The organism is Bacillus sp. ISL-75 (assembly GCF_018613095.1).
This window is the reverse complement of the sequence record NZ_JAGGQX010000014.1, coordinates 28,854-53,606: the sequence shown is the minus strand read 5'-3', so window position 1 is coordinate 53,606 and position 24,753 is coordinate 28,854. Positions and strand designations below refer to the sequence as shown.

Below are 24,753 nucleotides of genomic sequence, written 5' to 3'. Positions count from 1 at the left end.
ATGCTCTTAGGGAGGTGGCTTTCTTGAAAAATCGGACATTTGTTAATGTTGTTGTTGGGGGACTTATCATTCTTGCTTTACTTGGCCTTGTTGGTTCATTTACAGCTAATCCGGCCGGTTTCATTCAGAGAATAGCTGTCATCGCATTGATTGTTCTAGCCGTTTATTTCCTAGTACGGAAGTTTTCCAAATCAAACCCTCAGAAAAAAGAGCAGCGTGCATTTCTTAAAGCCGCCAAAAAATCAAAAAAACGATTACTGCAAAAGGGTGGAGACTCAACTGTAAAAACCTCCACTCTTGGGACGCTAGCATCATTAAAGAAGAGCAACAAGACAAAAAAGAAATCTCCTGCTCACTTAACTGTTATCGACGGCAAAAAGGGTAAAAAGAAAAATCGAGCGTCTCTATAGGCGCTCGATTTTCTTTTTACCCTATTGTAATCCGTATTAGTATCCCCATGTCTTCAAAAATTGTTTTGCTCTCTCTTTTCCTAGATTGAACAACTCATGTTTCTTCTCCTCTGTTAAATGGAATTCTGTTGATAACACACCCTCGGTCGGTATAAAGATAATGTTCTTTACATGTTTTTTAGAAATGTACCTAGAATCGTGTGCATCCTTCATCGTCTCAAATAGGGCTCCAAATAGTTGAATCGCATTTTTTATTTTATGTTTTTCAGTTTCATATTCACTTGGGCTTAATTTAATACCGAGGACAGGTCTTACCTTTTGTGCATTTTCCTTATCAAAAAGCCACATAGGAAAATTGCTTAGGACCCCTCCATCAACTAAAATGTTCATTCCATCCATTGTACGCATTTTAACAGGTTCAAAAAAATATGGGATACTGCAGCTGATTCTAATCGCTTTTGCGATTGGAAATGAACCAGGTGAAATGCCGTATCTTTGTAAGTCATCAGGTAAAACAATCATTTGCCCATTTGAGAGGTCTGATGCAATTACTCGAAGTGCCTTCGGGGGCAAATCAGCGAATGTTCTTAACCCTTTGGCTTCAAGTTTCTTACAAATCCATTTTTCAAGTTCATTGCCTTTATAAAGTCCTAGCTTCCAATAGACAAACAGCCATTTTGCAAAAGGGAATGGGATAATTGATTTGCGGGCATCCATTATTTTTGAGAGATCCAACTCGTCGACCAATTGGAAGATTTCTTTACTTGTGTAGCCAGCGGCAATCAATGCTGCAACAATCGATCCTGCACTCGTTCCCGCCACTCTGACAAATCGCAAACCTTTACTTTCTATTTCTTCGCAGGCTCCAATAAGTGCAAACCCTTTTATTCCTCCTCCAGAAAAAACGCCGTCTATATACATGGCAGCCACTCCCAAAGATGTACTCGTTTTTACATCTTTAAGCGGTTATTTTAATAAATAGTACCAAGGACAAGTAGAAAATTTATTATATATAAAAAAGAACATCGTCATTAAACGATGTTCTTGGTCAATAACTATATTGAAAACGCTTAGCTTTTCATTAAAAACGTTTTGCTCCAATGTATCTTGGTTTCCAATAACTATTGCTTGTATAAGCGATTGAAACTCCTTTTGAAGATGCAGCCTGAATCATTTTTCCGCCACCAATGTAAATCGCAACGTGAGTAGGTCTGCTTGCCTTATTCGGTGCAAAGAACATCAAGTCTCCTGTTTGTAAAGAACTAACACGATATCCTTGCTTGTAGTACATATCAGCTGCCGTCCGTGGCAATACTTTTCCAGCCTTACCGTAAGAATACTTAACCAAACCAGAGCAGTCGAATCCTTTAGGTGTTAATCCACCCCATCTATATGGAACACCAAGATTTGCTTTTGCAACTGAGATTGCTTTTGTATGGTAATAGGCCGCTTCCGCTTTATCACCCATAGTGGTAAACAATGAACTTAGAATAATTGTCATAGCCATGGTTGCAATGATTTTTTTCAACATATTGTTTAATCCCCCTGCGTGCTTCGTTACTCATAATATACAAAAAAAGAGTAACATGGACGTAACAGGTAGATTACAGTTGTATTACAAATTTCGACTTCGTTCTACTTCAATTAGCAAAATATGCTAAATATGATGCAGTATAGTGTAACTTTCAGGGACGGATATTGACCTTAATAATACAAAAAAAGGGGGATTTTCTCCCCCTCTAATAAATACGTATTATAAACCACATTTTAATTGAGCGCCGCAGTTTGCACAGGTATTGCAGCCACCCATTTCTTTTACTTTTCCAGTCCGGCAGACAGGGCAAGTGTTACCGACTTCAGAGCCGATCGTTACACTTGTTGAGCGGAGTTCACTGATTGTATCAACAAGGACAACATGCTGCTTCGGTTTTTCATTAAAAATTGATAATTGTTCATTGGTGTTTTCTTCAGCTTTTAGTGTTAGTACCTGAGAATCGCGTGACCCATCAACATAAACAGTTCCACCTTTTGCCCCGCCGCGGTACAAACGCTGATAAACTTTTTCGACCTGCTCTACACTATAACCTTTTGGTGCGTTGACAGTTTTACTGATAGAACTATCTATCCAGCGCTGGATGACACATTGAACATCCGCATGGGCTTCAGTTGAAAGCTCCATCGATGTAACAAACCAGTGCGGAAGATTGTTTTCATCTGCTTCTGGGTGCTGATCCAAGTATTCTTTCACAATATCCGCTTTAACTTCGATAAATTTACCGAGGCGTCCGCTACGGAAATAAGAGAATGAGAAATAAGGCTCAAGTCCGGTGGAGACACCAACCATTGTTCCTGTGGATCCAGTTGGTGCCACAGTTAGTAAATGGGAATTTCTAATTCCGCTTTCTAAAATAGATTGGCGGACATCTTCAGGCATTTTTTTCATAAACCCTGTATTTATGAAGGCCTGTCTTAATCGATTGGTTTCTGATGTTGTTTCACCAGTTAAGAATGGGAAACTTCCCTTCTCTTTTGCCAATTCAATTGATGTTCTGTATGCAGTAGTTGCAATTATTTCAAATACTTGATCAACGAGTTCGTTTCCTTCTGGTGATCCATACTTCGTTTCACAATAAATCAGCATGTCATGTAAGCCCATGACTCCAAGCCCTACACGTCGTTCACCAAGGGCCTGTTTTTTATTTTCTTCTAGGAAGTATGGGGTTGCGTTAATGACATTATCCTGCATCCGTACGCCCACAGCTACTGTTTTCTTAAGCTTTTCAAAATCAACAGTTTTTGTGTCCTTATCAGCCATCTCAGCGAGATTGACTGCAGCAAGATTACAGACGGAAAATGGTGCAAGAGGCTGCTCTCCACATGGATTTGTTGCAACAACTTGTTGTCCATATGCTTTTGCATTGGTCATGTCGTTTGCGTTATCGATAAAAAATATTCCCGGTTCAGCTGAGTAGGTCGCGCAAATATTGATTAGGTTCCAAAGTTCTTTTGCTTTGAACTTTTTGTACACTCGTACTTTATGCCCTTGTTTTTCCCACTCGCGAACGTCACCAACTTTATGCCATTCTTGGTTGTAAATCTCCATTTCCTCTTGATCATATTGTTCAACATACGGGAAGCGGAGTTCGTAGTCACTATCGGTTTCTACAGCATCCATAAATTCCTTTGTTAAACAGACAGAGATGTTCGCACCTGTAAGGAACTCTGAATTGTGGACAGTGTAATTACCGCCAGTTAATAATTTCTCTTCTGCATCTGCTATGATGTTTTCATCAAATCCACCGAACCCAGGAATGTTTTTATAATTTACAATTCCTTGGTACATTGCTGTTTCTCTTAGAGTTAGAGGGGTGAACTTTAACTTATCTTTAGCAAGTTTTTTAATCGTTTCATCATTTGTATTTTCAATCAAGAATCGTAAAATTCTAGGATTTTGCATCTTAGAAATAATAAATTCAATAATGTCTGGATGCCAATCTGCCAACATGATCATCTGAGCTCCGCGTCTTGATCCGCCTTGCTCAACCAAATGAGTCAATTTCGCAATATCATCCAGCCATGAAACCGATCCAGATGATTTACCATTGACGCCTCTAGCCAGTGTATTTCTCGGTCTCAGCGTCGAGCCATTTGTTCCAACACCGCCGCCTCGGCTCATAATCTCCATTACCTGCTTACGATGATCAGAGATACCTTCACGTGAGTCAGGAACAAACGGCATCACATAGCAATTAAAGTATGTTACATCAGTATCTGCCCCAGCACCGTAAAGAACGCGACCCGCTGGAATGAAGTTCATGTTAACAAGCTCTTGATAAAACCTTTCAGTCCATTCTCTTCGCTTCTCTTCCGTCTTTTCAACAGAAGCAAGACCAGTAGCATTACGCTTCGCAATTTGCTCATAGAAGAGCTCCAAAGGCTTCTCAATTACATCTAAGGATCTGACTATCACACCAGTACTAGCTTCCTCAGGATCATCGAGTACTCCCCTGAATTCCTCTTCGACTAAAACTTTCGCTTTTTTCTTTTCCCAGTCTATTTCCATAATATAGCCAAGACCACGAGCTGGAAATTTCGGATCTTCTTTAATAGTTAAAACAACAAAGTCGCCGTTTGTAAGAGTAATTTTTGCAGTATCTTTAAAGGTATAGCGGTCCAACATGACCAAACGAGAAACACCCTTGTGAGTTATTTTCATATCTGGGGTAACTGGATGCACCTGGGGGAATAATTGAATATCCTCATTCAACCTTTCAAAATCAATATTCATTGTTTGTCTAAAAACTACAGACATTAGAACAACTCCTTCTTAAATAAAAATCCACCTATTGTGCTAAATCTAGCAGGTTTACGCTATATCTAGTTGGTTTGTATTTTTAGGTTATCATAGCCCACCTGAATAAATCAACTAAATATCAATATATAGTACCGAAAATATTTTCGACACCACTATATATTGTATGTCAAGCAAACTATAATTATTTTGTCAAACTTAAAAAATAATAGAATTAAAAGTAATCAATAGCTTTTAATAGATTTTCGTCAGAAAACAGGAAAATTCAACAAATTTCGCGGTTTGCTTCTTTACATTAATCGTTAAGGCAACAAAAAAAGACGGCGAATTCGCCGTTTCTAATTATCTTTTATAATTCCATTCATCACTTTCATAGCGATCTTTTGCAATCTTTTCAACATAAGCTAGTTCTTCCTCGGTTAATTGATAAGTTTCAAGCTCAATATTTAGACCCTCAGCAAAGCCTTTATAAAAAGCTTCCTTTGCTTCCTCAAGTGAAATTCTTCTTGGACTAATGTTGTTGATAGCAACCGCTTTATCCTTAAATGCTTTTCTCATACGTTCCTTAACTCTCTCACTTGGATATTTAAATAAACTAAATAGCTTATCTTCATCTAAATCTAACAGAATGGAGCCGTGCTGTAGAATTACACCCTTTTGTCTCGTTTGTGCACTGCCGGCAACCTTCCTGCCTTCCACCACAAGCTCATACCAGCTTGGAGCATCAAAGCATACTGCAGAGCGAGGGTTTTTCAATGCATCCCGTTCTTCTGCTGTTTTTGGAACAGCAAAATATGCCTCAAGTCCTAGCTGGTGAAAACCTTTTAAAATTCCTTCAGAAATTACTCGGTATGCCTCTGTAACAGAATTAGGCATTTCTGGATGTTCTTCAGAAACGATGACACTATAGGTAAGTTCATGCTCATGCAGAACGCCACGTCCTCCTGTAGGTCTTCTTACGAAACCTAATTGGTGTGCCTTAACTGCTTCCATATCAATTTCTTTCTCTACTTTTTGAAAATATCCTACTGATAGCGTTGCCGGATCCCAGCCATAGAAACGAATCACTGGAGGAAATTTCCCTTCACTATGCCAATCAAGTAACGCTTCATCTAAAGCCATATTAAAAGATGGTGAACTATTTCCAGTATCAATAAAACGCCAAACTTCTTTTTTCATTCTAAAACCTCATTTTTTTATAATTATATCGTATTTAAGTCTACCAAAATCTGATATAGATTCAAAATAAGATGTTTCTGCTATAATTATTTAGGCAATATCAAAAGATTTTTTTGCATTCATCTTTATCTTTATCGGATTGACTTATATAATAAATACTAGTGCAGGAAAGCTTGAAAGGAGCAAAAAGAAATTGAGTTCACTTTATCCATTATTAATCATCATTGTAGCAGTTATCATTTATTCCGTTTTTACATTTTTCTATCAGAAAAGAATTGTTAAAACGGTAACAGAAGAAGACTTCCGTGCGGGGTACAGAAAGGCACAACTAATAGATGTTCGTGAAGCAAACGAATTCGAAGGCGGCCATATTTTAGGAGCACGTAATATCCCAATGTCGCAAATGAAAATGCGTATGAAAGAAATTCGTTCTGATATGCCAGTATATTTGTATTGCCAGAGTGGAATGCGCAGTGCACGTGCAGCCCAATTCTTACACCGAAAAGGCTATCGAGACCTTACTCAGCTACAAGGCGGGTTCAAAAAATGGTCAGGTAAAGTAAAAACTAAGAAATAAGAAATCATTAAAGGTTCCGGATTCGGAGCCTTTTTAATTTCAAAAACTGCTACAGAACAAAAGGCGCAAGCGCCCGTTTAGCTGTGTATGGACTGGAGCGCTCCAACTGAGATAAAGGAAACACGGAGAGCGTTAGCGCATTCGTGCTTGACTTATCGTAGGGCGGAGAGTGAAGTCCACTAGCAGCTGGGCGCTGGAGCTGGATTCAGAGAACTATTTTAAGTTGTCCACAATAAATAATTTTATAATCTCCTATCCAACAAGATAAAAGGTCAGATTATTTTTCGAATCTGACCTTTCCATTTATTAAGCTTCTTGGTATTTCAAAACTGGTTTACGGGCTGCTTTTGTTTCGTCCATCCGGCCGACCACTGTTGTATGTGGTGCTTCTTGAACGATTTCTGGATTTTCTTCCACTTCTTTAGCAATTTGGATCATAATATCGATGAACGAATCCAGTGTCTCTTTTGATTCGGTCTCAGTCGGTTCAATCATAATACACTCTTCCACATTTAATGGGAAGTAAATGGTTGGTGGGTGGTAGCCAAAATCAAGCAGACGTTTCGCAATATCCAATGTACGAACGCCTAATTTTTTCTGACGTCTTCCACTGAGTACAAATTCATGCTTACAATGTCTATCAAATGGTAGATCATAATATTCAGCAAGTCTTCTCATCATGTAGTTCGCATTTAATACAGCGTACTCTGTTACCGCTTTTAAGCCATCTGGTCCCATCGAGCGGATGTATGTGTAAGCACGAACATTGATTCCGAAGTTTCCGTAATATGGCTTCACACGGCCGATTGATTGCGGGCGGTCATAATCAAGGACATATTCTTCGCCTTGCTTTGTGATAATCGGCTTCGGTAAGAACGGGATAAGGTCTGCCTTCACCCCGACAGGACCGGAACCAGGGCCACCGCCTCCGTGTGGGCCAGTGAATGTTTTATGAAGATTTAAGTGAACAACATCAAATCCCATATCTCCAGGTCTTGCTTTTGAAAGAACGGCATTTAAGTTTGCTCCATCATAATAAAGCTTGCCACCGGCTTCATGGACAATTTCAGCCAATTCAAGAATGTTTTCTTCAAATAGTCCAAGCGTATTCGGGTTGGTTAACATTAATGCAGCAGTATCTTCGCCAACAACCCTTCTTAAATCTTCAAGGTCAACAAGACCATGTTCATTTGATTTAACGGTAATTGTTTCTAGACCAGCAATCGTAGCGGAAGCTGGGTTCGTACCATGAGCAGAATCAGGGACGATTACTTTTGTACGGTTCATATCACCGTTAGCCTCATGATAAGCACGGATCATCATTAAACCTGTCCATTCCCCATGAGCCCCTGCCGCAGGTTGCAAGGTCACTTCATCCATACCTGTTATTTCGATTAAATGCTCCTGCAAATCGTATAAAAGTTCAAGAGCACCTTGAACAGAGCTTTCATCTTGCAGCGGATGTACATGTGCAAATCCGTTAAAACGCGCTACATTTTCGTTGATTTTCGGATTATATTTCATCGTACACGAGCCTAGTGGATAGAATCCTGAATCGACGCCATGATTTCTCCTCGAAAGGGCAGTGTAGTGGCGCATAATATCAAGCTCCGAAACTTCAGGAAGTTCAGGCTCTTCTGTACGAAGGTAACCATCAGGAAGGAGACCGCTGAGATCTAGTTCCGGTATATCCATTTCCGGCAGGCTGTAGCCGATGCGGCCTGGTGTACTAAGTTCAAAAATGAGTGCCTGGTCTTGATTATGCATGGAAATCCCCCAATTCTTTCACTAGAGTATCAATTTCTTCCTTCGATCTTTGTTCTGTTACAGCAATCAGCATATGGTTAGCCAGTTCTGAATAATCACGCCCTAAATCATAGCCCCCGATTATTCCTTTTTGTAAAAGGTTTTGGTTGATTTCTTTTACAGGCTTAGTTAATTTCACAACGAATTCATTGAAGGAATGGCCATCATAAACAACTTCAAAGCCAGCTTCCTTAAAAGCATTTTTCGCATAATGAGCTTTTTGCAAGTTGGCCGCAGCCATTTCCCTGACACCCTTTTTACCAAGTGCGGTCATCGCTACAGATGCAGCGAGGGCATTTAATGCCTGATTGGAGCAAATATTTGATGTAGCTTTATCACGTCGGATATGCTGTTCACGAGCTTGCAGTGTTAAGACAAAACCGCGGCGTCCTTGGTCATCCGTTGTCTGTCCAACAAGACGGCCTGGAACTTTCCGCATTAACTTAGTAGTGACAGCAAAATATCCGCAGTGCGGTCCGCCAAAGGCAGTTGGGATCCCAAACGGCTGCGCATCACCAATAACGATGTCAGCACCAAATTTACCTGGAGGTGTTAATACCCCAAGGGACAGTGGGTTACTTGAAACTACAAACATGGACTTATTTGCATGAATGATTTCCTCAAGCTCTTTTAACGGCTCGACTCGCCCAAAGAAGTTTGGATATTGGACGATAACGGCTGCAACATCTTCATTAACTAGTCCTTTTAATGCGTCTAGATCTGTTACACCATCTTTGACTGGTACTTCAATCACATTGAGGTACTGACCCTTTGCATAAGTTTTAAGAACATCACGTGATTCTGGATGTACCGCACTGGATACAACTATTGTTTTTCGTTTGGTATGGCCTGCACTAAGCATCGCTGCTTCAGCAAGTGCAGTTCCGCCATCATACATCGATGAGTTGGCAACATCCATTCCCGTTAACTCACAAATCATTGTTTGGAATTCAAAGATAGCTTGAAGTTCACCTTGTGAAATTTCTGGTTGATAAGGTGTATAAGCTGTATAAAATTCTGATCTAGAAATAACATGGTCGACAATTACAGGCATGTAATGGTCATAAACACCTGCACCTATAAAAGATACGTTTCTTTTCAGGTCAGCGTTCCGACTAGCCATCTTAAAAAGCTCTTTCATTAAGTCCGTTTCAGACTTGGCCGCTTTTATATTGTACTCACCCTTAAATCTTACTTTCTCAGGGATATCGCTAAACAGTTCATCAATAGAGGAAACACCAATTGCCTCAAGCATAGTCTTCTTATCTTGTTCAGTCATAGGTAAATAGCGATGTTTCATAAACCTAACTCCCTTCTCTTATTTCTTTTCTTTTTTATAAAAAGGTGTTGGAACTACAGTAGCTTTTAAACGTTTGCCGCGAATTTCAACTTCAACTTCGGATTCAAGACCCGTAAATTCTGCATTGATTAGGGCAAGACCTATATTCCTTTTTAACGTTGGTGATTGCGTTCCAGTTGTAACCTCACCAATTAACTGATCACCTTTATAAACAGGGTAGCCATGACGTGGAATCCCGCGATCAATCATTTCGATTCCTACCAATTTTCTTGTTAAGCCCTTTTCTTTTTGTTGGATTAACGCTTGTTTCCCGATAAAGTCATCTTCTTTGTTTAATTTCACAGCGAAACCAATTCCAGCTTCTAGTGGTGAAATTTCTGGAGATAGTTCTTGACCATAAAGTGCTAAAACTGCTTCAAAGCGAAGTGTGTCGCGTGACCCTAATCCACATGGGATTACTCCATCTTCTTTACCTGCAGTTAAAATGTCTCTCCAAAGGTCCACAACATCTTCTGCATCGCAATATACTTCAAAGCCATCTTCACCAGTATACCCAGTTCTTGATACAAGTGCCTTTTTCCCATTTAGGATTACATCTTGTTGGAATTTGAAAAAGCCAATTTGGCTTAAATCATTATCTCCCGCAAGCTTTTGCAATACTTTTTCCGCAAGTGGTCCCTGGATAGCCAGCTGTGCTGTTTTTTCCGATAAGTTTTCTAAAGAGACATCACCAGTTAAATGGTCTTCAAGCCATTTGTAATCTTTTTCAATATTTGATGCGTTTACTACTAAAAGGTAATGATTGTCTTCGATCTTATATACAAGCAGATCATCAACAGTACCGCCATTTTCATAACACATGGCGGTGTACTGGGCACCTCCATTTTTTACTTTTGATATGTCATTAGTCATCATTTTTTGTAAAAACGCTAAGCTATTAGTGCCTTTTACTTCTATTTCACCCATATGGGAAACATCAAATAAACCTGCACTAGAGCGAACAGCTTCATGCTCTTCTTTAATGCTAGAGAATTGAACCGGCAGTGCCCAACCTCCAAAATCAATGGTTTTTCCACCCCATTCTTTATACACATCAAAAAGTGGAGTTCGTTTTAATTCAGACATTCTTAATCCCCCTTCAATCTTTGGCGCAAATTATTCATTAGATAATATAAAAAAGGACAGAAACCTCCTATGAAACGTAAGAAGGTCTCTGTCCTTGCACCTGAAAGTTTACCTAAAAAGGCTTTCCCCTTTGGTGGCTGCTTAAAGCTAGCAGCGCTCTCCAGAGCTGCGTCCTACAAGAGTTCTTTTGCCTGAGAGATTCACATTTCTGCTTGCTCCTTCGGCGCTACATAAGTAGTCTCTCCCCTTGTTATCATTCGCATTATAATATTATCTAAACTGGTCATACTAATTATACTTATAAAATAAATTACCTTATTAAAATATTTAAAACATTCAAAGCTAATATCATCCTACCATTAAAATAATACATTGAGCAATAACTTTATTAGAAAAGCAAAAAGCTGGAAATTGAACAAAAAGGAGTTGGAACCATGTCGATCGAAATTGAATTTGATTCCTCCTGGAAGGATGATTTTTTACATAGAATTGAAAACGATGGTCCATGGGGGAATTGGGAACTTTTTAAACTAGCAATTGGAGTTGAAAAACATCTCGTCATTCCAGATTTCAAGGGTTTATTAGCACCTAGCCATTTACCCAATCTAACCCCACTTCCTCACCAGCTTGAAACAGCAAAACAAGTAATTGAAAACATGAATGGGAAAGCCATCCTTGCCGATGAAGTAGGACTCGGAAAAACGATTGAGGCCGGGCTGATTCTAAAAGAATATATGATTCGTGGATTGGTGAAAAAGGTATTGATTCTTGTCCCTGCATCCTTAGTTACTCAATGGTCGATGGAGTTGAATAGCAAATTTTTCATTCCAGCCATTTCACAAAGGAAAAGCTATGTGTGGGAACAGTGTGATGTTGTCGTTTCGTCAATTGATACGGCCAAACGAAATCCTCATCGAGATATAATTTTTAAGCAGGACTATGACCTTATTATCATCGATGAAGCCCATAAACTTAAAAATAACAAAACAAAAAATTACGAATTTGTCCAAAATCTGAAAAAGAAATTTTGTTTACTATTGACGGCAACGCCCATTCAAAACCGTATCGAGGAAATTTTTAATCTGGTTTCATTATTAAAACCAGGACATTTAGGCAGCGAAACAGCATTCTTTGAAAAATACAAACGAGATGCACGTTCATTAAATGATGATGAGCATTTAAAAGAATTAGTAAACAAGGTTATGATTCGGAACCGGCGGGCAGATACAGGCATTGAGTGGACGAAAAGGCATGTGGAAACCATTCCGATTGAATGCACTCAAGAGGAGAAAGATCTTTATGAGTCAATTACTGAATTAAAAAATGAGGGGAATTGGGCACAGGCAAGTTCATTCTCCGTAATGACATTACAGCGTGAGGCATGCAGCAGTAGAGAAGCAGTTTTTTATACATTAAAAAATATGCTGCAAAAAAAGGAAAATCCAACCCCAGCTTTCGAAGAACAAATTCAGTATTTAATAACAAAAGTCGAAGCTGTCCAGAAGAATTCAAAAGCCGAAAAAGCATTAGAATTAATTCAAAAAGTAAATGATAAAGTGATTATTTTTACAGAATACCGAGCAACACAAATGTACCTCCAATGGTATTTAAAACAGCATGGAATTTCATCTGTCCCTTTTCGGGGCGGCTTTAAGCGGGGAAAAAAGGACTGGATGAGAGAATTATTCCAAAAGCACGCTCAAGTCCTTATTGCAACTGAAGCAGGCGGTGAAGGAATTAACCTTCAGTTTTGTAATCATATAATTAACTTTGATTTGCCATGGAATCCAATGAGGCTCGAACAACGAATTGGTCGTATCCATCGTCTGGGCCAGGAAAAGGATGTCATGATTTATAATTTTGCGATAAAAAATACTGTCGAAGAACATATTTTGAAGCTTCTTTATGAGAAAATACATTTATTTGAAAAAGTAATTGGTGAACTTGACGATATATTAACAAAGTTGGAATTTGGCAATATAGAAGACCATTTAATCGATATTTTTGGACAATCCTCATCCGAAGGCGAAATGCGAATTAAAATGGAAAATTTATCATCAATGATTGAATTTGCTCAGGACATGAAGAAGGGAGATTCCCATGCAGCAGCAGGAAATTCATAACTTTTTATTGAACTATTTTCAGGCTAATGACTGTGCAATTGTGGCGAATAGCCCAGGCTATTTGACTGTTCAGTTAACAGTTGAACTTGATAAGGAATTAATGAATCGGCCTTTTTACTGGCACTATTTAGAAAAAACGGGTGGAATTCCAAACCCGATGAAGTTAACATTTATTACGAACCAAGATGCCGCTCCTGAAAATATAAAGGGGGAAATCATTCATTTTGGTTCACCTCGGCTACATCAAATTTTTACTTCGACGAAAAATTTAGCCAGCTATATCCGACTTTATGAAAATCATCGGAATCAAAACAAGCAAACTCCTTTACTACCATGGCTTTGTATGAATGTTAAGATCTCCTATCAATGTGACCGTAAGCGGGATATTTTCAAATCAATCGGCTTACAACTCATTAACGGAAAAATGGTTGAAGATTTCCATGACAGACTGCTTGAAATACCGTTAACACCAAAAATACCTGATTACTCCTTTACTTTGTCACCTTTAGTGAAACCTCAAAGCGGGATGATGAGAGTTGAAACCTATCTTACATCCATCATTGAGAAGGATGACCACTCTTGGGCAATAGACGCGCGAGAACGTTGGGATAAAGATTTACACCTCTTGAATCATTTTTACGAGGATGTTGAAGATGAAAATGAAAACTTTGAAACCGAAAAAATGGCACTAAAGGAACAGTACGAACCAAAAATCTCCATATCCTTCATCAATGGCGGCCTATTTTATCTCACTGAAAAAGCAATATAAGAGACAGGGTGTCAGGCACCATGTGAAATTTTCACATGGTGCCTGACACCCTTAAAAAATATTTTTGAAAATAAAGAAGGATAAGGAGGAACCTTGTCGAATATTATCCAAAGAAAAATGAAAAGGCGGTGGTACTTATTGTTAGCGAGATAGAAATTTTAGCAAATCGAATCATTACAGATGCTGCACGAAACCAGGCAACAGATATTCACATTATCCCAAGGAAGAGGGACACACTCGTCCAAATCCGATTAACCAACAAGTTAATTCCTCGACTATCCCTTCCAAGAGATGAATGCGACAGATTAATCTCACATTTTAAATTCACAGCCAATATGGACATTGGAGAAAGAAGACGACCACAAAGTGGATCCATTTTTTGTGAAGTTGACGGAAATTTAATGGGGCTCAGGCTTTCCACACTCCCTTCTAATAATAGAGAGAGCCTTGTCATCCGGCTATTACCACAGCAAGAACAAATACCTTTTCACCAACTTTCACTCTTCCCAGCAATGACCCGAAAACTACTTGCCCTTCTCAAACACGCTCATGGATTAATAATTTTTACCGGGCCGACGGGCAGCGGAAAAACGACTACTCTCTATTCCCTTTTAAATGAAACCGCCCACTTATTTCATCGTAATGTCATTACACTCGAAGATCCCATTGAAAAAAACTATGACTCAGTCCTGCAGATCCAAGTCAATGAAAAAGCAGGCGTCACCTATGCAGCCGGACTAAAGGCAATTCTTCGTCATGATCCTGACATAATAATGGTCGGTGAAATTAGAGATGCTGAGACGGCAAAGATTGCGGTAAGGGCTGCATTAACAGGCCATCTAGTGCTTTCCACGATGCATACCCGTGATGCGAAGGGAGCGGTTTATCGCCTGCGTGAGTTTGGTGTGAATTGGTTAGAGGTCGAGCAGACACTTATTGCCATTACTGCCCAAAGGTTGGTTGAACTTACCTGCCCTTTTTGCAAAGGAGAGTGTTCACCTATTTGTTATTCCTATGGCAGATGGAAACGCGCCAGTGTATTTGAACTTTTATCCGGACGAAATTTACACGCAGTAATGAAAGCTGCTCAAGGAGAAAAAATAGAAATTCGTTACCGAATGATAAAAGATGTAATTAATAAGGGCATTGCCCTTGGATATATTCAAGAATCTGAATATGAACGATTGGTATATAACGATGAAACGGTCTAAATGGTCAGTCAATGAACAAGCAAATTTCCTGAGAAGAACCGGTGAACTATTGGCAAGGGGGTATCCAATTGCTCTAGCAATTGAATCCATAGCATTACAATTACCGTCAAAACGAAAGGAGGATTTAAATGGATGCTTAGAAGAGTTGAAAAAGGGTTTACCGTTTCATGATGCATTAAATAATCTTGGTTTCAACAAAGACTTAGTCGGTTATGTCTATTTTGCGGAGCAGCATGGCAGCTTTGCTGATGCTCTGTTAGAAGGAAGTGATCTTGCCCTATTAAAAGATAAAGACGTACACAAGTTGCTCAAGTTGCTTCAGTATCCAATGGTGCTTTTAGTTATTACAGGTTTTCTATTTATTTTTATAGAAAATACATTGCTGCCAAGGTTCACCACCCTTTTTTCATCACTTGGTCTGGAAGCAAATTTTTTCACAAATGTCATTTATGCTTTTGATCAATACTTCCCAACTGTTATCGGTACCCTGCTTCTGATCCTAATTATGGGAGCCGCTTATTATCTTCTCTTTTTTAGAAAACTCTCCGTCCTCAAACAAAGGTCACAACTTGTTCGAATACCTTTTGTTGGCAGGATCCTCAAATTGCTGTTTACCCACTACTTTTCCATTCAACTTAGCTTTCTCTTATCAGGTGGATTATCAGTTTCCGAAGCCTTACAACTATTTGAACAGAATCTCAGGCATCCTTTTTACAGTCACTTAGCTAAAACGATTAAAACAAAGCTAATTACCGGAGAAAAGTTGGAGACAATTTTAGCGTCTCTGTCGTTTTTCGAAAAAGAATTTCCGATGATTGTAAAACACGGCCAAGAGAATGGAAAATTGGAGCAGGAGTTATTATTTTTCAGTAAGCATTGTGTCACTAACATGGAGGAAATGATAGAAAAACGGTTAACAACCATCCAGCCAATTCTTTACATTTTTATTGGATTCATGGTGGTTTCGATGTATTTAGCGATTCTTTTACCCATGTTTCATTTACTAGACGGCATTTAAAAAAATGGAGGTTAATAAAAATGATGAAAAATGAAAAAGGTTTCACTTTAATTGAAATGATGATCGTCATGCTCGTAATTTCGGTCTTGTTAATTATCACAATTCCAAACGTTGCCAAACATAATTCTAACATCAACAATAAAGGCTGTGATGCCTATGTTAAAATGGTCCAGGCACAAGTTCAGGCTTATGAAATGGATAAGAATAAAGTACCAACTATTGCGGAACTAAAAGCAGAAGGATATATAAAGGGGGACGCTAAAGGTTGTCCAAACGGAAAGACAGTTGAAATAGACTCTGAAGGTACTGTAACAGCTGTTGCATCAGTAACCACTCCATAATGAATACGCATCAAAAAGGCTTCACTTTAATTGAGTCCTTGTTAGTTCTCTCCATCTTCATGATCATCTCCTCAATTACAGTTTTCTCCTTAAAACCACAGCACTCAGTAATGGAGGATGAGGCCTTTTTAATCCAATTAAAAGCCGACCTATATTATGCTCAACAATATGCTATCTCCCATCAGGATGAAGTATCCATTGTTTTTGTTCCAGACCAATATAGGTATTATCTGTCTTTGTGGCCGGAACCAACGCCGATCGTCAATCGAAATTACAGTACAAATATTTATCTCAAAGAAGGTTCTCTCCCCTTATATTTGAAATTCCTAAGCGACGGAAATGTAAACCAGTTTGGAAACTTTTTTATTCAAACAAAAAATAAAACATATGTTATTACCTTTTTAATTGGAAAGGGTCGGTTCTATGTTAAGGAGTACTAGAGGATTTTTTTTGCTTGAACTGCTACTTTCTTTATCTGCCTGGTTAATGCTTAGCTTATTTTTACTGCCTTTATTAATCGAACTAAGAGAACAATCACGACAATTGGAATGGGAGAGCAAGGCGAGGCAGCTGATGTATGAGGAACTACAGACCAAATTAATCAGTAATAAAACATTTTCAAATTACACTTCCATTTTGAATGGAGTTGAATTCAAAATCAAATGGAAAGACACCGGAGCAGCTGACCAAAAGGAGGTGTGTGTAAGAATTGAAAAAAATTCATTACAGCCTGAAACCGAAATTTGTGGGCCCCTTGAATGAAAATGGATTTACGCTCATCGAGGTACTAATTGCTTTTTCAATTTTTACGACGATTATTTTCTTTATGACACCTGTTTTTCAAATTATCCTGACTAATAAGGACACTGAGGCATCGTTACAGGCAATGGAATGGGAAATTTTTTCGAGCCAAATCAAAAAAGAAATAAGGCTGTCCACTCGTGCCGAAGTGATTTCCGGAAGGTTAATTCTAACGAAGGATACTGAAACCATTCAATATGAAAAGTACGGTACTAATCTTAGGAGACGTGTGAATTCAACTGGTCACGAAATAATCCTCCAAAATGTTTCACAATATTCGTTCACCATTTTAAACAATACAGTCAAAACCATCGTAACGGATCTACGGGGAAAAGAATACTCATTTACAGCTTTTCCATTAGTAAATTCGGGGCCAGTCCCATGAAAAATAATGAAAAAGGCTTCACTTACCCACTTACCTTGTGCCTAATCATCCTTTTTTTATTATTTTTCTCGGTACGTATTGAACAATTGTTATCCGAAAGAAAAATGGCACATGAAACGGCTATCATCCTCCAAGAGGAGTACTATTTTCTATCGTCGATAAAAAAAGTGGAAGTAATATTTCAAAAGAGTGGGATCTTACCTGTCAAAGGAACAATTAGTTTTGTTAACGGCACCATGGATTACCAAGCTGAAACTCCTACTGGATATGTCCAAAAAGTCAATTTTATTCTTCACCTCCATGCTGTTGCCAAATCAGTCATTGGACGGGGCTATTTTGATACAAGGACAAAAAGATTAAGTAAATGGGTCGAATTAAAATGAAGAAATATGGACATACTTGTTTATGAAAATTAAAGGCAGGTGTGTCCATGAAAACAAACGACTATGTGAAATATATGACCCAAACCATCGTGAAATACGCAGACCAACCGAAGGATGAACGAAAACGAATTCGTACAGCTCGTAAAGAAACAAAAGCTTCTTTTTGGTATCGCTGGTTCGGAATTCTACCCTACATCGTTTATTTTGAAGTCAAAAAAAGACGAAAATTGTAACGAGAGGATGCTGGGTCTGCTTCGTTATTTTTCCAAAATATCTATATTTCTGCTATTGACAAGAGATTATAAATGAATTTTGGCTATTTTTTTATTATATTGTTACAATATAAAGTCGCAAATTGTGAACATTTTCTAAACTTATAGTGTTAACATTGTTAACCTCATTCCCATGTTACAATGGCTGTATTATAATGGAATAAATTATGGGGGTCCGAGGTGAACAGTGATGGAACAAACATTAAAAATAACAAACGTTTTGTCAGATCCAACACGGTACTATATTTATCAATACATTACAAAACGTCATCAAGAAGTAACCGTTCAAGAGGTGGCGGAAAATTTTAATATTCATCCGAATGTAGCAAGATTGCATTTATCAAAGCTTGAAGATGTAAATATGTTAGCATCTGAAACCAAGAAAACAGGTAAAGGTGGCAGACCAAGTAGATTATATCGTTTATCTGACGATGTAATCCAGCTGCATTTCCCGTTTCGCGACTACATGCTTTTATCCAAAGTCGCACTCCAAACAATGATTTCGCTTGGAGAAGCAGGAAAGCAAGCCCTTTATCTAACCGGAACACATTTTGGCACAGAAGTGATTGAACAAGAAAAGGCAAAAAGAGCATTTGGTGAGGAATTAGAATTTGAGCAAAAGCTAACAATATTAAAAAGCGCTGCAACGCTTGCAGGTTTTTATCCAGAATTTGAAGCAAACGGTGAAAAAACAAAAATCTTTTTCCAAATTTTCAATTGTCCATTTAAAGAAGTGGCTGAAGAACATTCGGAAACAGTATGCAGTATGCACCATGAATTTCTAAAAGGAATGTTTGGAGCACTATTTGAATCCGTTGAGTTGATTGAAAAAGAAAATATTATTTCTGGCTGCGAAACTTGTTCATATCAAGCGCTGGTTACAAACTAATTCGAAACCATTATTTACATTATGCCTCCTTTTCCTTATAATATTGTAATGATGGTATCGTAGGGTAAAAGGAGGGGGATACATATGGATCGCATGTTCAGAGTTTGTGGTTTCTGGACGGGCATTTTTACAGTTATGTTTTATCTAGGTGATATGGATAAAACGGCAATGCTATTCTTAGCCCAAACAGGTTTTTTCGTTCTGCTTAGCTATCTTAAATTATCCGAGCGCATGTATTTGTGGGTATTCGGAGCATATTTAACAGTTTTCTTCGCAGGTTTCACTTATTGGACTACGTTCATGATGGTGCCTGGTGCAGGTCATTGAGAAACAATTAGAAAAAACGTCGGAATACTACCGGCGTTTTTTCTTTATTCAACGAAAACGTCATTTTCATTTAACTTAAACCCTTTTTGCTGGATAACCACATGAAAATAGGTGCTTATTCCGGATGGCATGATCAAACTACGAATCGCTCGATTCCGTTTGCTGACTTCTGAAAATGGATTGGGGTCATAATGGTTCGCTAATTCTTTTAGAATTCCGGACCTTAATAAAAATTCATCCTGTCTGAGTTTGGTAATTAATTCTAATTCTACCTGTTCACCCTTTTGAATGAGATAATCAAAATGAATATGCGTGGTAATATCCATTTCACCTGGGTGCTGTAAGACATCATCAATCATCTGATGCTGATAATACCCTCTTAAACTCCCCTTTGCCCTCCTTGGGTCCATCCACTCCTCAAGTGTATAGCCATAATCAGCTGTCACAACCATTCCTTTTATGAGAGACTGAGCAATTTCCCGCACCATCTTTTCCATTGCTAACGGGATCTCTATCCGCTGTTTTTCCTTTAGTTCAAGCTTGCTTTCTTGTAAAAAAAACAGGATGTCTGAATTTGTTAACAATACTTTTTGCTCATACAGTTCGTTCCTTCGAATCCCTATCATAACCTCATAAAGCTGCCCATCGACTTTCTCGATCACACGAACTGGCAGGGCATCGAATAGTTCATTGGAATAAACCATTCCCTCAAAAGCCTCAATATTGCTGATACTTTCTACTTGGACAACCGAAAAATTAGTTAGCAATTGCCTTTGCAGTTCCTGATGATAGGGACTGCTTTCTACAATTATATATTTTATTGGGGTTTTAATCGTTTCATGCCATTCCTGTAAAAATGCCTCCGCAAAACGTCCATTCCCAGCGCCAATTTCACAAAATACTGGAGCTAATTGTGTCCTTTTACATACGTGAGAAAACCATTTTGCGATCATTCTTCCGTATATATCAGATATATTGCTTGTTGTTATGAAATCTCCTTGTCGGCCAATTTTCTGTTTATTTTTCATATAATAACCGAATTCAGGATGATATAAGGCTGCCCCCATGAAATCCGCATAGGTAATTAACTCATTGGGTGAATTTGAAATTAAACTCTTTAAAAATATATTCATCTATTCTCCTTTTCAAATAAACACTATTGACACAGTGTAAACTTTATAATATTGTAAGGATAGTAGCTTAACTTTTATCCCCTCCCATATTAGAATAGAATATCCCCCAGAAAAACCCTTCTCAAATTGGAGAAGGGTTTTTCTATTTTTGTCTTCTCTCTATCCTCTAAAATCCATTCAAGAACGGATTACTATCCATTTCATCAGCAATGGTTGTTACAGGGCCGTGGCCTGATAAGACATACGTTTCCTCAGGCAAAACAAGCAGCTTATCATGAATGCTTTTTAATAGCTGTACCTCATTTCCACCTGGTAGGTCTGTACGGCCAATGCTGCCTTGAAACAAGGCATCACCTGAAAGAACAAACCCATCCTTTTTGAAATAAAATGAGACACTTCCAGGTGAATGTCCTGGTGTATGAAAAATGTCAAACTCAAAACCACCTATTTTCATTTCTCCTTCATTTTTTAAAATAAAATCAGCTGGCTTTACTGTTATTGAATCCTGAATCATAAAAAATTGAGAACCATTTAAGGAAGAGTCACCCAGCCATTTTTCCTCTTGTTTGTGAAGATAAACTGGAATTTTATAAAAATCCCTTACTTCATCGACACCCCCAATATGATCGAAGTGCGCATGGGTTAGAAAAATTGCGAGAGGTTTTAATTTCCTATTGTTCAACAAATGAATGAGTTTTTTCCCTTCACTGCCTGGGTCAATAATTAAACACGAACGATCTAAATTTTCTACAATATAACAGTTAGTTTGAAGTGCCCCTAATGGGATTTGTTGCCATTTCATTCTTTAGTACCTCCAATTGAAATTGCGATATTATTATTTTACACTAAGTAAACAGTTGAGAGAAAGAATTCTAATTCAATGATCTCTTATTTGCACTCGACAAATGAAAGAAAAAAATATAAAATAATAGTCGAATGTATATAATATAGGTACATAATTTTCTTTGGAATGTTTGAGGCATTGCCTGCTTATGATGAAAAAGGGGGATTTACCATGGGTTTAGTAATTATTTTTGCTATCGTAACCATCCTTGGAGCTTTCGGTGGATTTTCAGCACTAAAGAATAAAAATTTCTTAGGTGCATTTTGGGGTGTAGCGTCATTTGTGACTTTTGGTTGGTTTACAGTTATGACTATTGTTCATTCTGGTTTTCCAACAGGACATCACTAATAATCTTAAAAAGACTGCCATCAGGCAGTCTTTTTTCTATCCCTCGTTTAACAGTGTGGTTACCCGCTCTACTTTATATTCCATACTACGCTTAACATCCCTTCGGTCATCAATACGAATCGTTGTAGCGACCCGCTGGATTCCTTCAGAGAAGGGTACCTCATGCATTTCTTGAATTACTTCAAAAAGGATAGGTAATTCACCTTCAATTATGGTATTCATCGGTGTTAATTGGAAACGAATCTTCCCTTCTTCTTGATATTTCCTCAAAACTTTTTGAACACTTGCCACATATTTACTGACACTTGGTGTTTCCGTACCAATTGGAATGACTGCTACATCTACAATGGCCATGCACTATTACCTTCCTCTCCTATATTTTCATCACAACGTGATTTTATCATATTGGGAGATAAAATAAAAAAATGACAACCGTATTGTCATTCTTTTATCAGCTCATATATTTTCTTGGCCTTAATATCGATAATTTTTTCAAACTGATTCCCGTACAAAAGTGCATCACCAGTAGGAGATAAAAGAATGGGCTCATTTTCTAACCCATCCATGATTATGCTGCTACTTCCGTTCTTTGGATTATAAGCTAGGAGTTGGAAGCCCTCTGTATAGGAATCCGCTTCACCACTTGTGACAGGACTAAAGGTAAAAAATTGTCCCTTCTGCTCATTATAGTCATAGAAAGGAACTAACCAATCTGAATAATTTGTAAGTTGTGGAATAGAAAACGTGAATAGCTTTTTCATTTCTTTGTCAAAAAATGAATAGTTGGCCATCGATTGATCTTGTTCATTAACAGAGACAGTCACGAGCAAATTTCGAAATTCGGAAAAATCGATTGCTGAAGAAAACAGTGTCTTTTCCATCCCATTTTCTAAACTTCTATCAATAAGTGGTGCAAATAAGGAAGGATTATTTTCATCCCAATTAATGAAGGCAACCTCGTTCTCACCCTTCCATTTTATAAAAGGTTGGGGCAAGGTAAGTTCGGTAGTGTTTGACTTATTTAGATCTAATAATAATACTTGAAAGCTCCAATCCTCATTAAATTTCGTGATCAGAATCTCTGATTCCTTATAAGGATTCCACTCAAAAGCTAATTCATAGGAAGCAAAAGATTTTTTCAATTGTTCCTTCCCTTTTATATCTATAATTGTAACTACTCCTTCGTATGATGACGGCGAGGTATGAATTAACATTCTCTTTTTTGAAGGACTAATTTGGACGTTGACTATGGGATATTCACTTTTATAAATTAGTTCACTTTTACCTGTTAAAAGATTGTACTGATAGACACTTGAAGTTTGTTCTAGATTTGTAATGTAGAGGACTTGGGTTCCAGAAAGCCAGCCGACGAATTTATAAAATTCACCATCAGGGATGGAAATAGGTAATTTCCATTCGTTTCCTAGAGCAGTAGCAGGTGATTTAGGCTTTTCATTTTTAGCGGTAACTTTTTGTTTCAACTGCTCTTTTTGAGCACATGCAGTTAAAATGAGAATTAAAAAAATTAAACGGAGGATCAGAAAAATAGGATAATTTCTTTTTTGCCGGCTCAATTTATCAATATTTCCTCCTCTCATTTTCGCTCTCATAGGTTATTACGTTTTTTTGACAAAAATGTTTCAACTTTTTAGCAAATAATACTAAATAGGAAAAAAGCCGCATGACTGCGGATTTTCCCTTTGGAGATTATTGATTTAATTTATTCTTTATTAGCCATGCTGCACCAAGGACACCTGCATCATTTCCTAATGTAGCCAAAGCAAGTTTCGTGGAATCCTTTACGGGTGAAAAAGCAAACTTCTCAAAATTATTTTTTACTGGATCTACTAATATATCGCCTGCTTTTGAAACACCGCCGCCAAGAACAATTTTTTCCGGATTTAGGGTGTTGGCAATACTAGCTAATACGAATCCTAAATGAAAGGAAACCTCATCCAATACTGATTGGGCCAATTCATCACTATTACGGGCTGCATCAAAGACATCTTTTGCTGTAATGCTGCCATTCTCAGCAAGCTTTTCAGATAATTCACCTTTTATCCCCTTAGCTAGTTCAATCTTAGCTAATCGAACAATGCCTGTTGCAGAAGCGACCGTTTCCAAACAGCCGGTCTTCCCGCAATTGCATGGTGCACCACCCGATGGGATGGCTGTAATATGACCTATTTCTCCCGCAGCACCATTAATGCCTTGAACAACTTTGCCGCCAACAATTACGCCGCCACCGACACCTGTTCCGAGAGTGACACAAACAAGGTCCTTCGCTCCAGCGCCCGCTCCCATCCACATCTCACCCAATGCCGCAGAGTTTGCGTCATTTTCAATCGCTGCTGGTAGTGAGGTCGCTGCTTCAAGACGGTCCTTTAGGGGATAGTTATCTGGCCAGCCTAAATTTACGACATTTAAAACAATTCCCTTTTCATAGTTAACTGGTCCAGGTGCCCCCATACCAATTCCTAGTAAATTACTTTTTAATTGATCATGTTCAGCAAGTTTTTCATCAATTGCCTTAGCAATATTACCTGTAATGTTTTGTCCTTCATTTGTGTTATCCGTTGGTATTTCCCATTTGTGAACGATTTCACCTTCAGTTGTTATGAAGGCTAGTTTAGTAGTTGTCCCACCAAGGTCAACACCAACAATCCATTTTCTTGACAATAGAATCACCTATCTTTTTTGACTTTTTCTTTTTGAAATTGTATCTCATGCCTCAAAATTAACAGAGCTGTTTGGAACTCCATTGGCTCTATCAGCTGTGATTGATATAGTTCCTTTAGCTCCATTTCCATTAATTCAAGGTCCGCGACTCTTTCACCAATATAAATAATGGTTCCAAAGCGCTTTAAAAATTGCTGAATATCATAAATAGTTTTCATTTATATCTCCTTGTATTTTAATTGAGAGGAACATAATAGTACAAGCAATATTTTTTTCAGAAATATAATTTGGTTATTCTATTCTCCTCCGTCAGAGGATTGAAGCTGGCGATTAATTTCGTGTAGTAATTCAGAATACTCCTGTTGATTCGGTTTAAGCTTAATTGCCTGTTCTATATTTCCTTTAGCCTCTTCCAGATCTTTTTGCTCAAGATTAATGAGAGCTAAATTAAAGAAAGCCTCATCAAAACTAGGTTCTAGTTTTATTGCTTTTTGTAGATGTGTTTTAGCTTCAGGAAGCAT

29 protein-coding genes and 2 riboswitches are annotated in these 24,753 nt (G+C 38.1%); of the genes, 15 read left to right on the top strand and 14 right to left on the bottom strand.

Annotated elements, in window-relative coordinates; genetic code table 11:
- Positions 1-14: 14 nt before the first annotated feature.
- Complete coding sequence (locus J7E63_RS06370) at positions 15-410, top strand: SA1362 family protein (RefSeq protein ID WP_308161920.1); 396 nt, start codon at positions 15-17, stop codon at positions 408-410.
- A gap of 36 nt (positions 411-446) precedes the next feature.
- Here the strand turns inward: J7E63_RS06370 and J7E63_RS06365 are convergent, their stop codons facing one another.
- The 4 genes from J7E63_RS06365 to J7E63_RS06350 all read right to left on the bottom strand — a co-directional run bounded on the left by J7E63_RS06365 (position 447) and on the right by J7E63_RS06350 (position 5,901).
- Positions 447-1,331, bottom strand: a complete 885-nt coding sequence (locus tag J7E63_RS06365; protein ID WP_215010710.1) for a patatin-like phospholipase family protein — start codon at positions 1,329-1,331, stop codon at positions 447-449.
- A 160-nt stretch (positions 1,332-1,491) separates the two neighbouring features.
- Positions 1,492-1,941, bottom strand: a complete 450-nt coding sequence (locus J7E63_RS06360) for a C40 family peptidase (protein WP_251033395.1) — start codon at positions 1,939-1,941, stop codon at positions 1,492-1,494.
- A gap of 222 nt (positions 1,942-2,163) precedes the next feature.
- Complete coding sequence (locus J7E63_RS06355; RefSeq protein WP_215010709.1) at positions 2,164-4,722, bottom strand: vitamin B12-dependent ribonucleotide reductase; 2,559 nt, start codon at positions 4,720-4,722, stop codon at positions 2,164-2,166.
- A 342-nt stretch (positions 4,723-5,064) separates the two neighbouring features.
- A complete protein-coding gene (locus J7E63_RS06350) occupies positions 5,065-5,901 on the bottom strand; it encodes a lipoate--protein ligase family protein (protein ID WP_215010708.1) in 837 nt (278 codons plus the stop codon).
- Positions 5,902-6,094: 193 nt separating this feature from the next.
- Here J7E63_RS06350 and J7E63_RS06345 point away from each other — a divergent pair, with 193 nt between their 5' ends.
- Entirely contained in the window at positions 6,095-6,478 is a 384-nt protein-coding gene (locus J7E63_RS06345) for a rhodanese-like domain-containing protein (RefSeq protein WP_214998523.1), read from the top strand.
- A 306-nt stretch (positions 6,479-6,784) separates the two neighbouring features.
- Here J7E63_RS06345 and gcvPB read toward each other — a convergent pair whose 3' ends face one another.
- Genes gcvPB through gcvT form a run of 3 tightly spaced genes read right to left on the bottom strand, consistent with a single transcriptional unit; the run spans position 6,785 to position 10,709 of the window.
- Entirely contained in the window at positions 6,785-8,245 is a 1,461-nt protein-coding gene (gene gcvPB, locus J7E63_RS06340; RefSeq protein WP_215010707.1) for an aminomethyl-transferring glycine dehydrogenase subunit GcvPB, read from the bottom strand.
- Positions 8,238-9,584 (bottom strand): aminomethyl-transferring glycine dehydrogenase subunit GcvPA, encoded by a 1,347-nt coding sequence (gene gcvPA, locus J7E63_RS06335; RefSeq protein ID WP_215010706.1) that lies wholly within the window; start codon positions 9,582-9,584, stop codon positions 8,238-8,240. Before gcvPA ends, gcvPB begins: the two co-directional genes overlap by 8 nt.
- A gap of 18 nt (positions 9,585-9,602) precedes the next feature.
- On the bottom strand, positions 9,603-10,709 hold the full coding sequence (gene gcvT / locus J7E63_RS06330) for a glycine cleavage system aminomethyltransferase GcvT (RefSeq protein ID WP_215010705.1): 1,107 nt from the start codon (positions 10,707-10,709) through the stop codon (positions 9,603-9,605).
- Between the two features lie 86 nt (positions 10,710-10,795).
- A riboswitch (glycine riboswitch) is annotated at positions 10,796-10,875 on the bottom strand.
- 3 nt (positions 10,876-10,878) lie between these two features.
- Positions 10,879-10,966: riboswitch (glycine riboswitch) on the bottom strand.
- Positions 10,967-11,143: 177 nt separating this feature from the next.
- On the opposite strand from gcvT, the gene J7E63_RS06325 reads away from it, so the two are divergent.
- The 12 genes from J7E63_RS06325 (at position 11,144) to J7E63_RS06270 (ending at position 19,228) form a co-directional block, all read left to right on the top strand.
- Positions 11,144-12,832: a DEAD/DEAH box helicase gene (locus J7E63_RS06325; RefSeq protein ID WP_215010704.1), complete on the top strand. Its 1,689-nt coding sequence runs from the start codon at positions 11,144-11,146 to the stop codon at positions 12,830-12,832.
- Positions 12,810-13,601, top strand: a complete 792-nt coding sequence (locus J7E63_RS06320) for a YqhG family protein (RefSeq protein ID WP_215010703.1) — start codon at positions 12,810-12,812, stop codon at positions 13,599-13,601. The genes J7E63_RS06325 and J7E63_RS06320 overlap by 23 nt, the downstream gene beginning before the upstream one ends.
- A 128-nt stretch (positions 13,602-13,729) precedes the next feature.
- Complete coding sequence (comGA, locus tag J7E63_RS06315; RefSeq protein ID WP_308161919.1) at positions 13,730-14,812, top strand: competence type IV pilus ATPase ComGA; 1,083 nt, start codon at positions 13,730-13,732, stop codon at positions 14,810-14,812.
- Complete coding sequence (comGB, locus tag J7E63_RS06310; RefSeq protein WP_251033394.1) at positions 14,778-15,830, top strand: competence type IV pilus assembly protein ComGB; 1,053 nt, start codon at positions 14,778-14,780, stop codon at positions 15,828-15,830. Before comGA ends, comGB begins: the two co-directional genes overlap by 35 nt.
- A gap of 20 nt (positions 15,831-15,850) precedes the next feature.
- Positions 15,851-16,171, top strand: a complete 321-nt coding sequence (comGC, locus tag J7E63_RS06305) for a competence type IV pilus major pilin ComGC (RefSeq protein WP_282599550.1) — start codon at positions 15,851-15,853, stop codon at positions 16,169-16,171.
- Complete coding sequence (gene comGD, locus J7E63_RS06300; RefSeq protein ID WP_215010702.1) at positions 16,171-16,611, top strand: competence type IV pilus minor pilin ComGD; 441 nt, start codon at positions 16,171-16,173, stop codon at positions 16,609-16,611. The genes comGC and comGD overlap by 1 nt, the downstream gene beginning before the upstream one ends.
- A gap of 10 nt (positions 16,612-16,621) precedes the next feature.
- A complete protein-coding gene (locus J7E63_RS06295; RefSeq protein ID WP_215010701.1) occupies positions 16,622-16,933 on the top strand; it encodes a hypothetical protein in 312 nt (103 codons plus the stop codon).
- Positions 16,881-17,357 carry a competence type IV pilus minor pilin ComGF gene (gene comGF / locus J7E63_RS06290; protein ID WP_251033393.1) on the top strand — a complete coding sequence of 159 codons (477 nt, stop codon included), beginning with the start codon at positions 16,881-16,883 and terminating at the stop codon, positions 17,355-17,357. The genes J7E63_RS06295 and comGF overlap by 53 nt, the downstream gene beginning before the upstream one ends.
- Complete coding sequence (gene comGG, locus J7E63_RS06285) at positions 17,354-17,740, top strand: competence type IV pilus minor pilin ComGG (protein WP_215010700.1); 387 nt, start codon at positions 17,354-17,356, stop codon at positions 17,738-17,740. Before comGF ends, comGG begins: the two co-directional genes overlap by 4 nt.
- 47 nt (positions 17,741-17,787) lie before the next feature.
- Positions 17,788-17,973 (top strand): YqzE family protein, encoded by a 186-nt coding sequence (locus J7E63_RS06280; RefSeq protein ID WP_088088967.1) that lies wholly within the window; start codon positions 17,788-17,790, stop codon positions 17,971-17,973.
- A gap of 229 nt (positions 17,974-18,202) precedes the next feature.
- On the top strand, positions 18,203-18,901 hold the full coding sequence (locus J7E63_RS06275; protein ID WP_215010699.1) for a helix-turn-helix transcriptional regulator: 699 nt from the start codon (positions 18,203-18,205) through the stop codon (positions 18,899-18,901).
- An 84-nt stretch (positions 18,902-18,985) separates the two neighbouring features.
- Entirely contained in the window at positions 18,986-19,228 is a 243-nt protein-coding gene (locus J7E63_RS06270; protein WP_088088969.1) for a DUF2626 domain-containing protein, read from the top strand.
- Between the two features lie 44 nt (positions 19,229-19,272).
- On the opposite strand, the gene J7E63_RS06265 is transcribed toward J7E63_RS06270, so the two are convergent.
- Positions 19,273-20,361: a class I SAM-dependent methyltransferase gene (locus tag J7E63_RS06265; RefSeq protein WP_215010698.1), complete on the bottom strand. Its 1,089-nt coding sequence runs from the start codon at positions 20,359-20,361 to the stop codon at positions 19,273-19,275.
- Between the two features lie 166 nt (positions 20,362-20,527).
- Positions 20,528-21,163, bottom strand: a complete 636-nt coding sequence (locus tag J7E63_RS06260; protein WP_215010697.1) for an MBL fold metallo-hydrolase — start codon at positions 21,161-21,163, stop codon at positions 20,528-20,530.
- A gap of 213 nt (positions 21,164-21,376) precedes the next feature.
- On the opposite strand from J7E63_RS06260, the gene J7E63_RS06255 reads away from it, so the two are divergent.
- Complete coding sequence (locus tag J7E63_RS06255) at positions 21,377-21,553, top strand: DUF2759 domain-containing protein (protein ID WP_215010696.1); 177 nt, start codon at positions 21,377-21,379, stop codon at positions 21,551-21,553.
- Positions 21,554-21,589: 36 nt separating this feature from the next.
- On the opposite strand, the gene J7E63_RS06250 is transcribed toward J7E63_RS06255, so the two are convergent.
- From J7E63_RS06250 to J7E63_RS29515, 5 genes are all read right to left on the bottom strand, one after another.
- Positions 21,590-21,907 carry an MTH1187 family thiamine-binding protein gene (locus J7E63_RS06250; protein WP_088088973.1) on the bottom strand — a complete coding sequence of 106 codons (318 nt, stop codon included), beginning with the start codon at positions 21,905-21,907 and terminating at the stop codon, positions 21,590-21,592.
- 86 nt (positions 21,908-21,993) lie between these two features.
- Positions 21,994-23,127, bottom strand: a complete 1,134-nt coding sequence (locus J7E63_RS06245; protein WP_215010695.1) for a YqgU-like beta propeller domain-containing protein — start codon at positions 23,125-23,127, stop codon at positions 21,994-21,996.
- A 133-nt stretch (positions 23,128-23,260) separates the two neighbouring features.
- A complete protein-coding gene (locus J7E63_RS06240) occupies positions 23,261-24,232 on the bottom strand; it encodes an ROK family glucokinase (protein WP_215010694.1) in 972 nt (323 codons plus the stop codon).
- Positions 24,233-24,237: 5 nt separating this feature from the next.
- The gene (locus J7E63_RS06235) at positions 24,238-24,450 is read right to left on the bottom strand and encodes a YqgQ family protein (RefSeq protein WP_088088976.1); all 213 of its coding nucleotides are present in this window, start codon (positions 24,448-24,450) and stop codon (positions 24,238-24,240) included.
- Between the two features lie 78 nt (positions 24,451-24,528).
- Positions 24,529-24,753, bottom strand: coding sequence for a tetratricopeptide repeat protein (locus tag J7E63_RS29515; protein ID WP_251033392.1), 225 nt, complete (start codon positions 24,751-24,753; stop codon positions 24,529-24,531).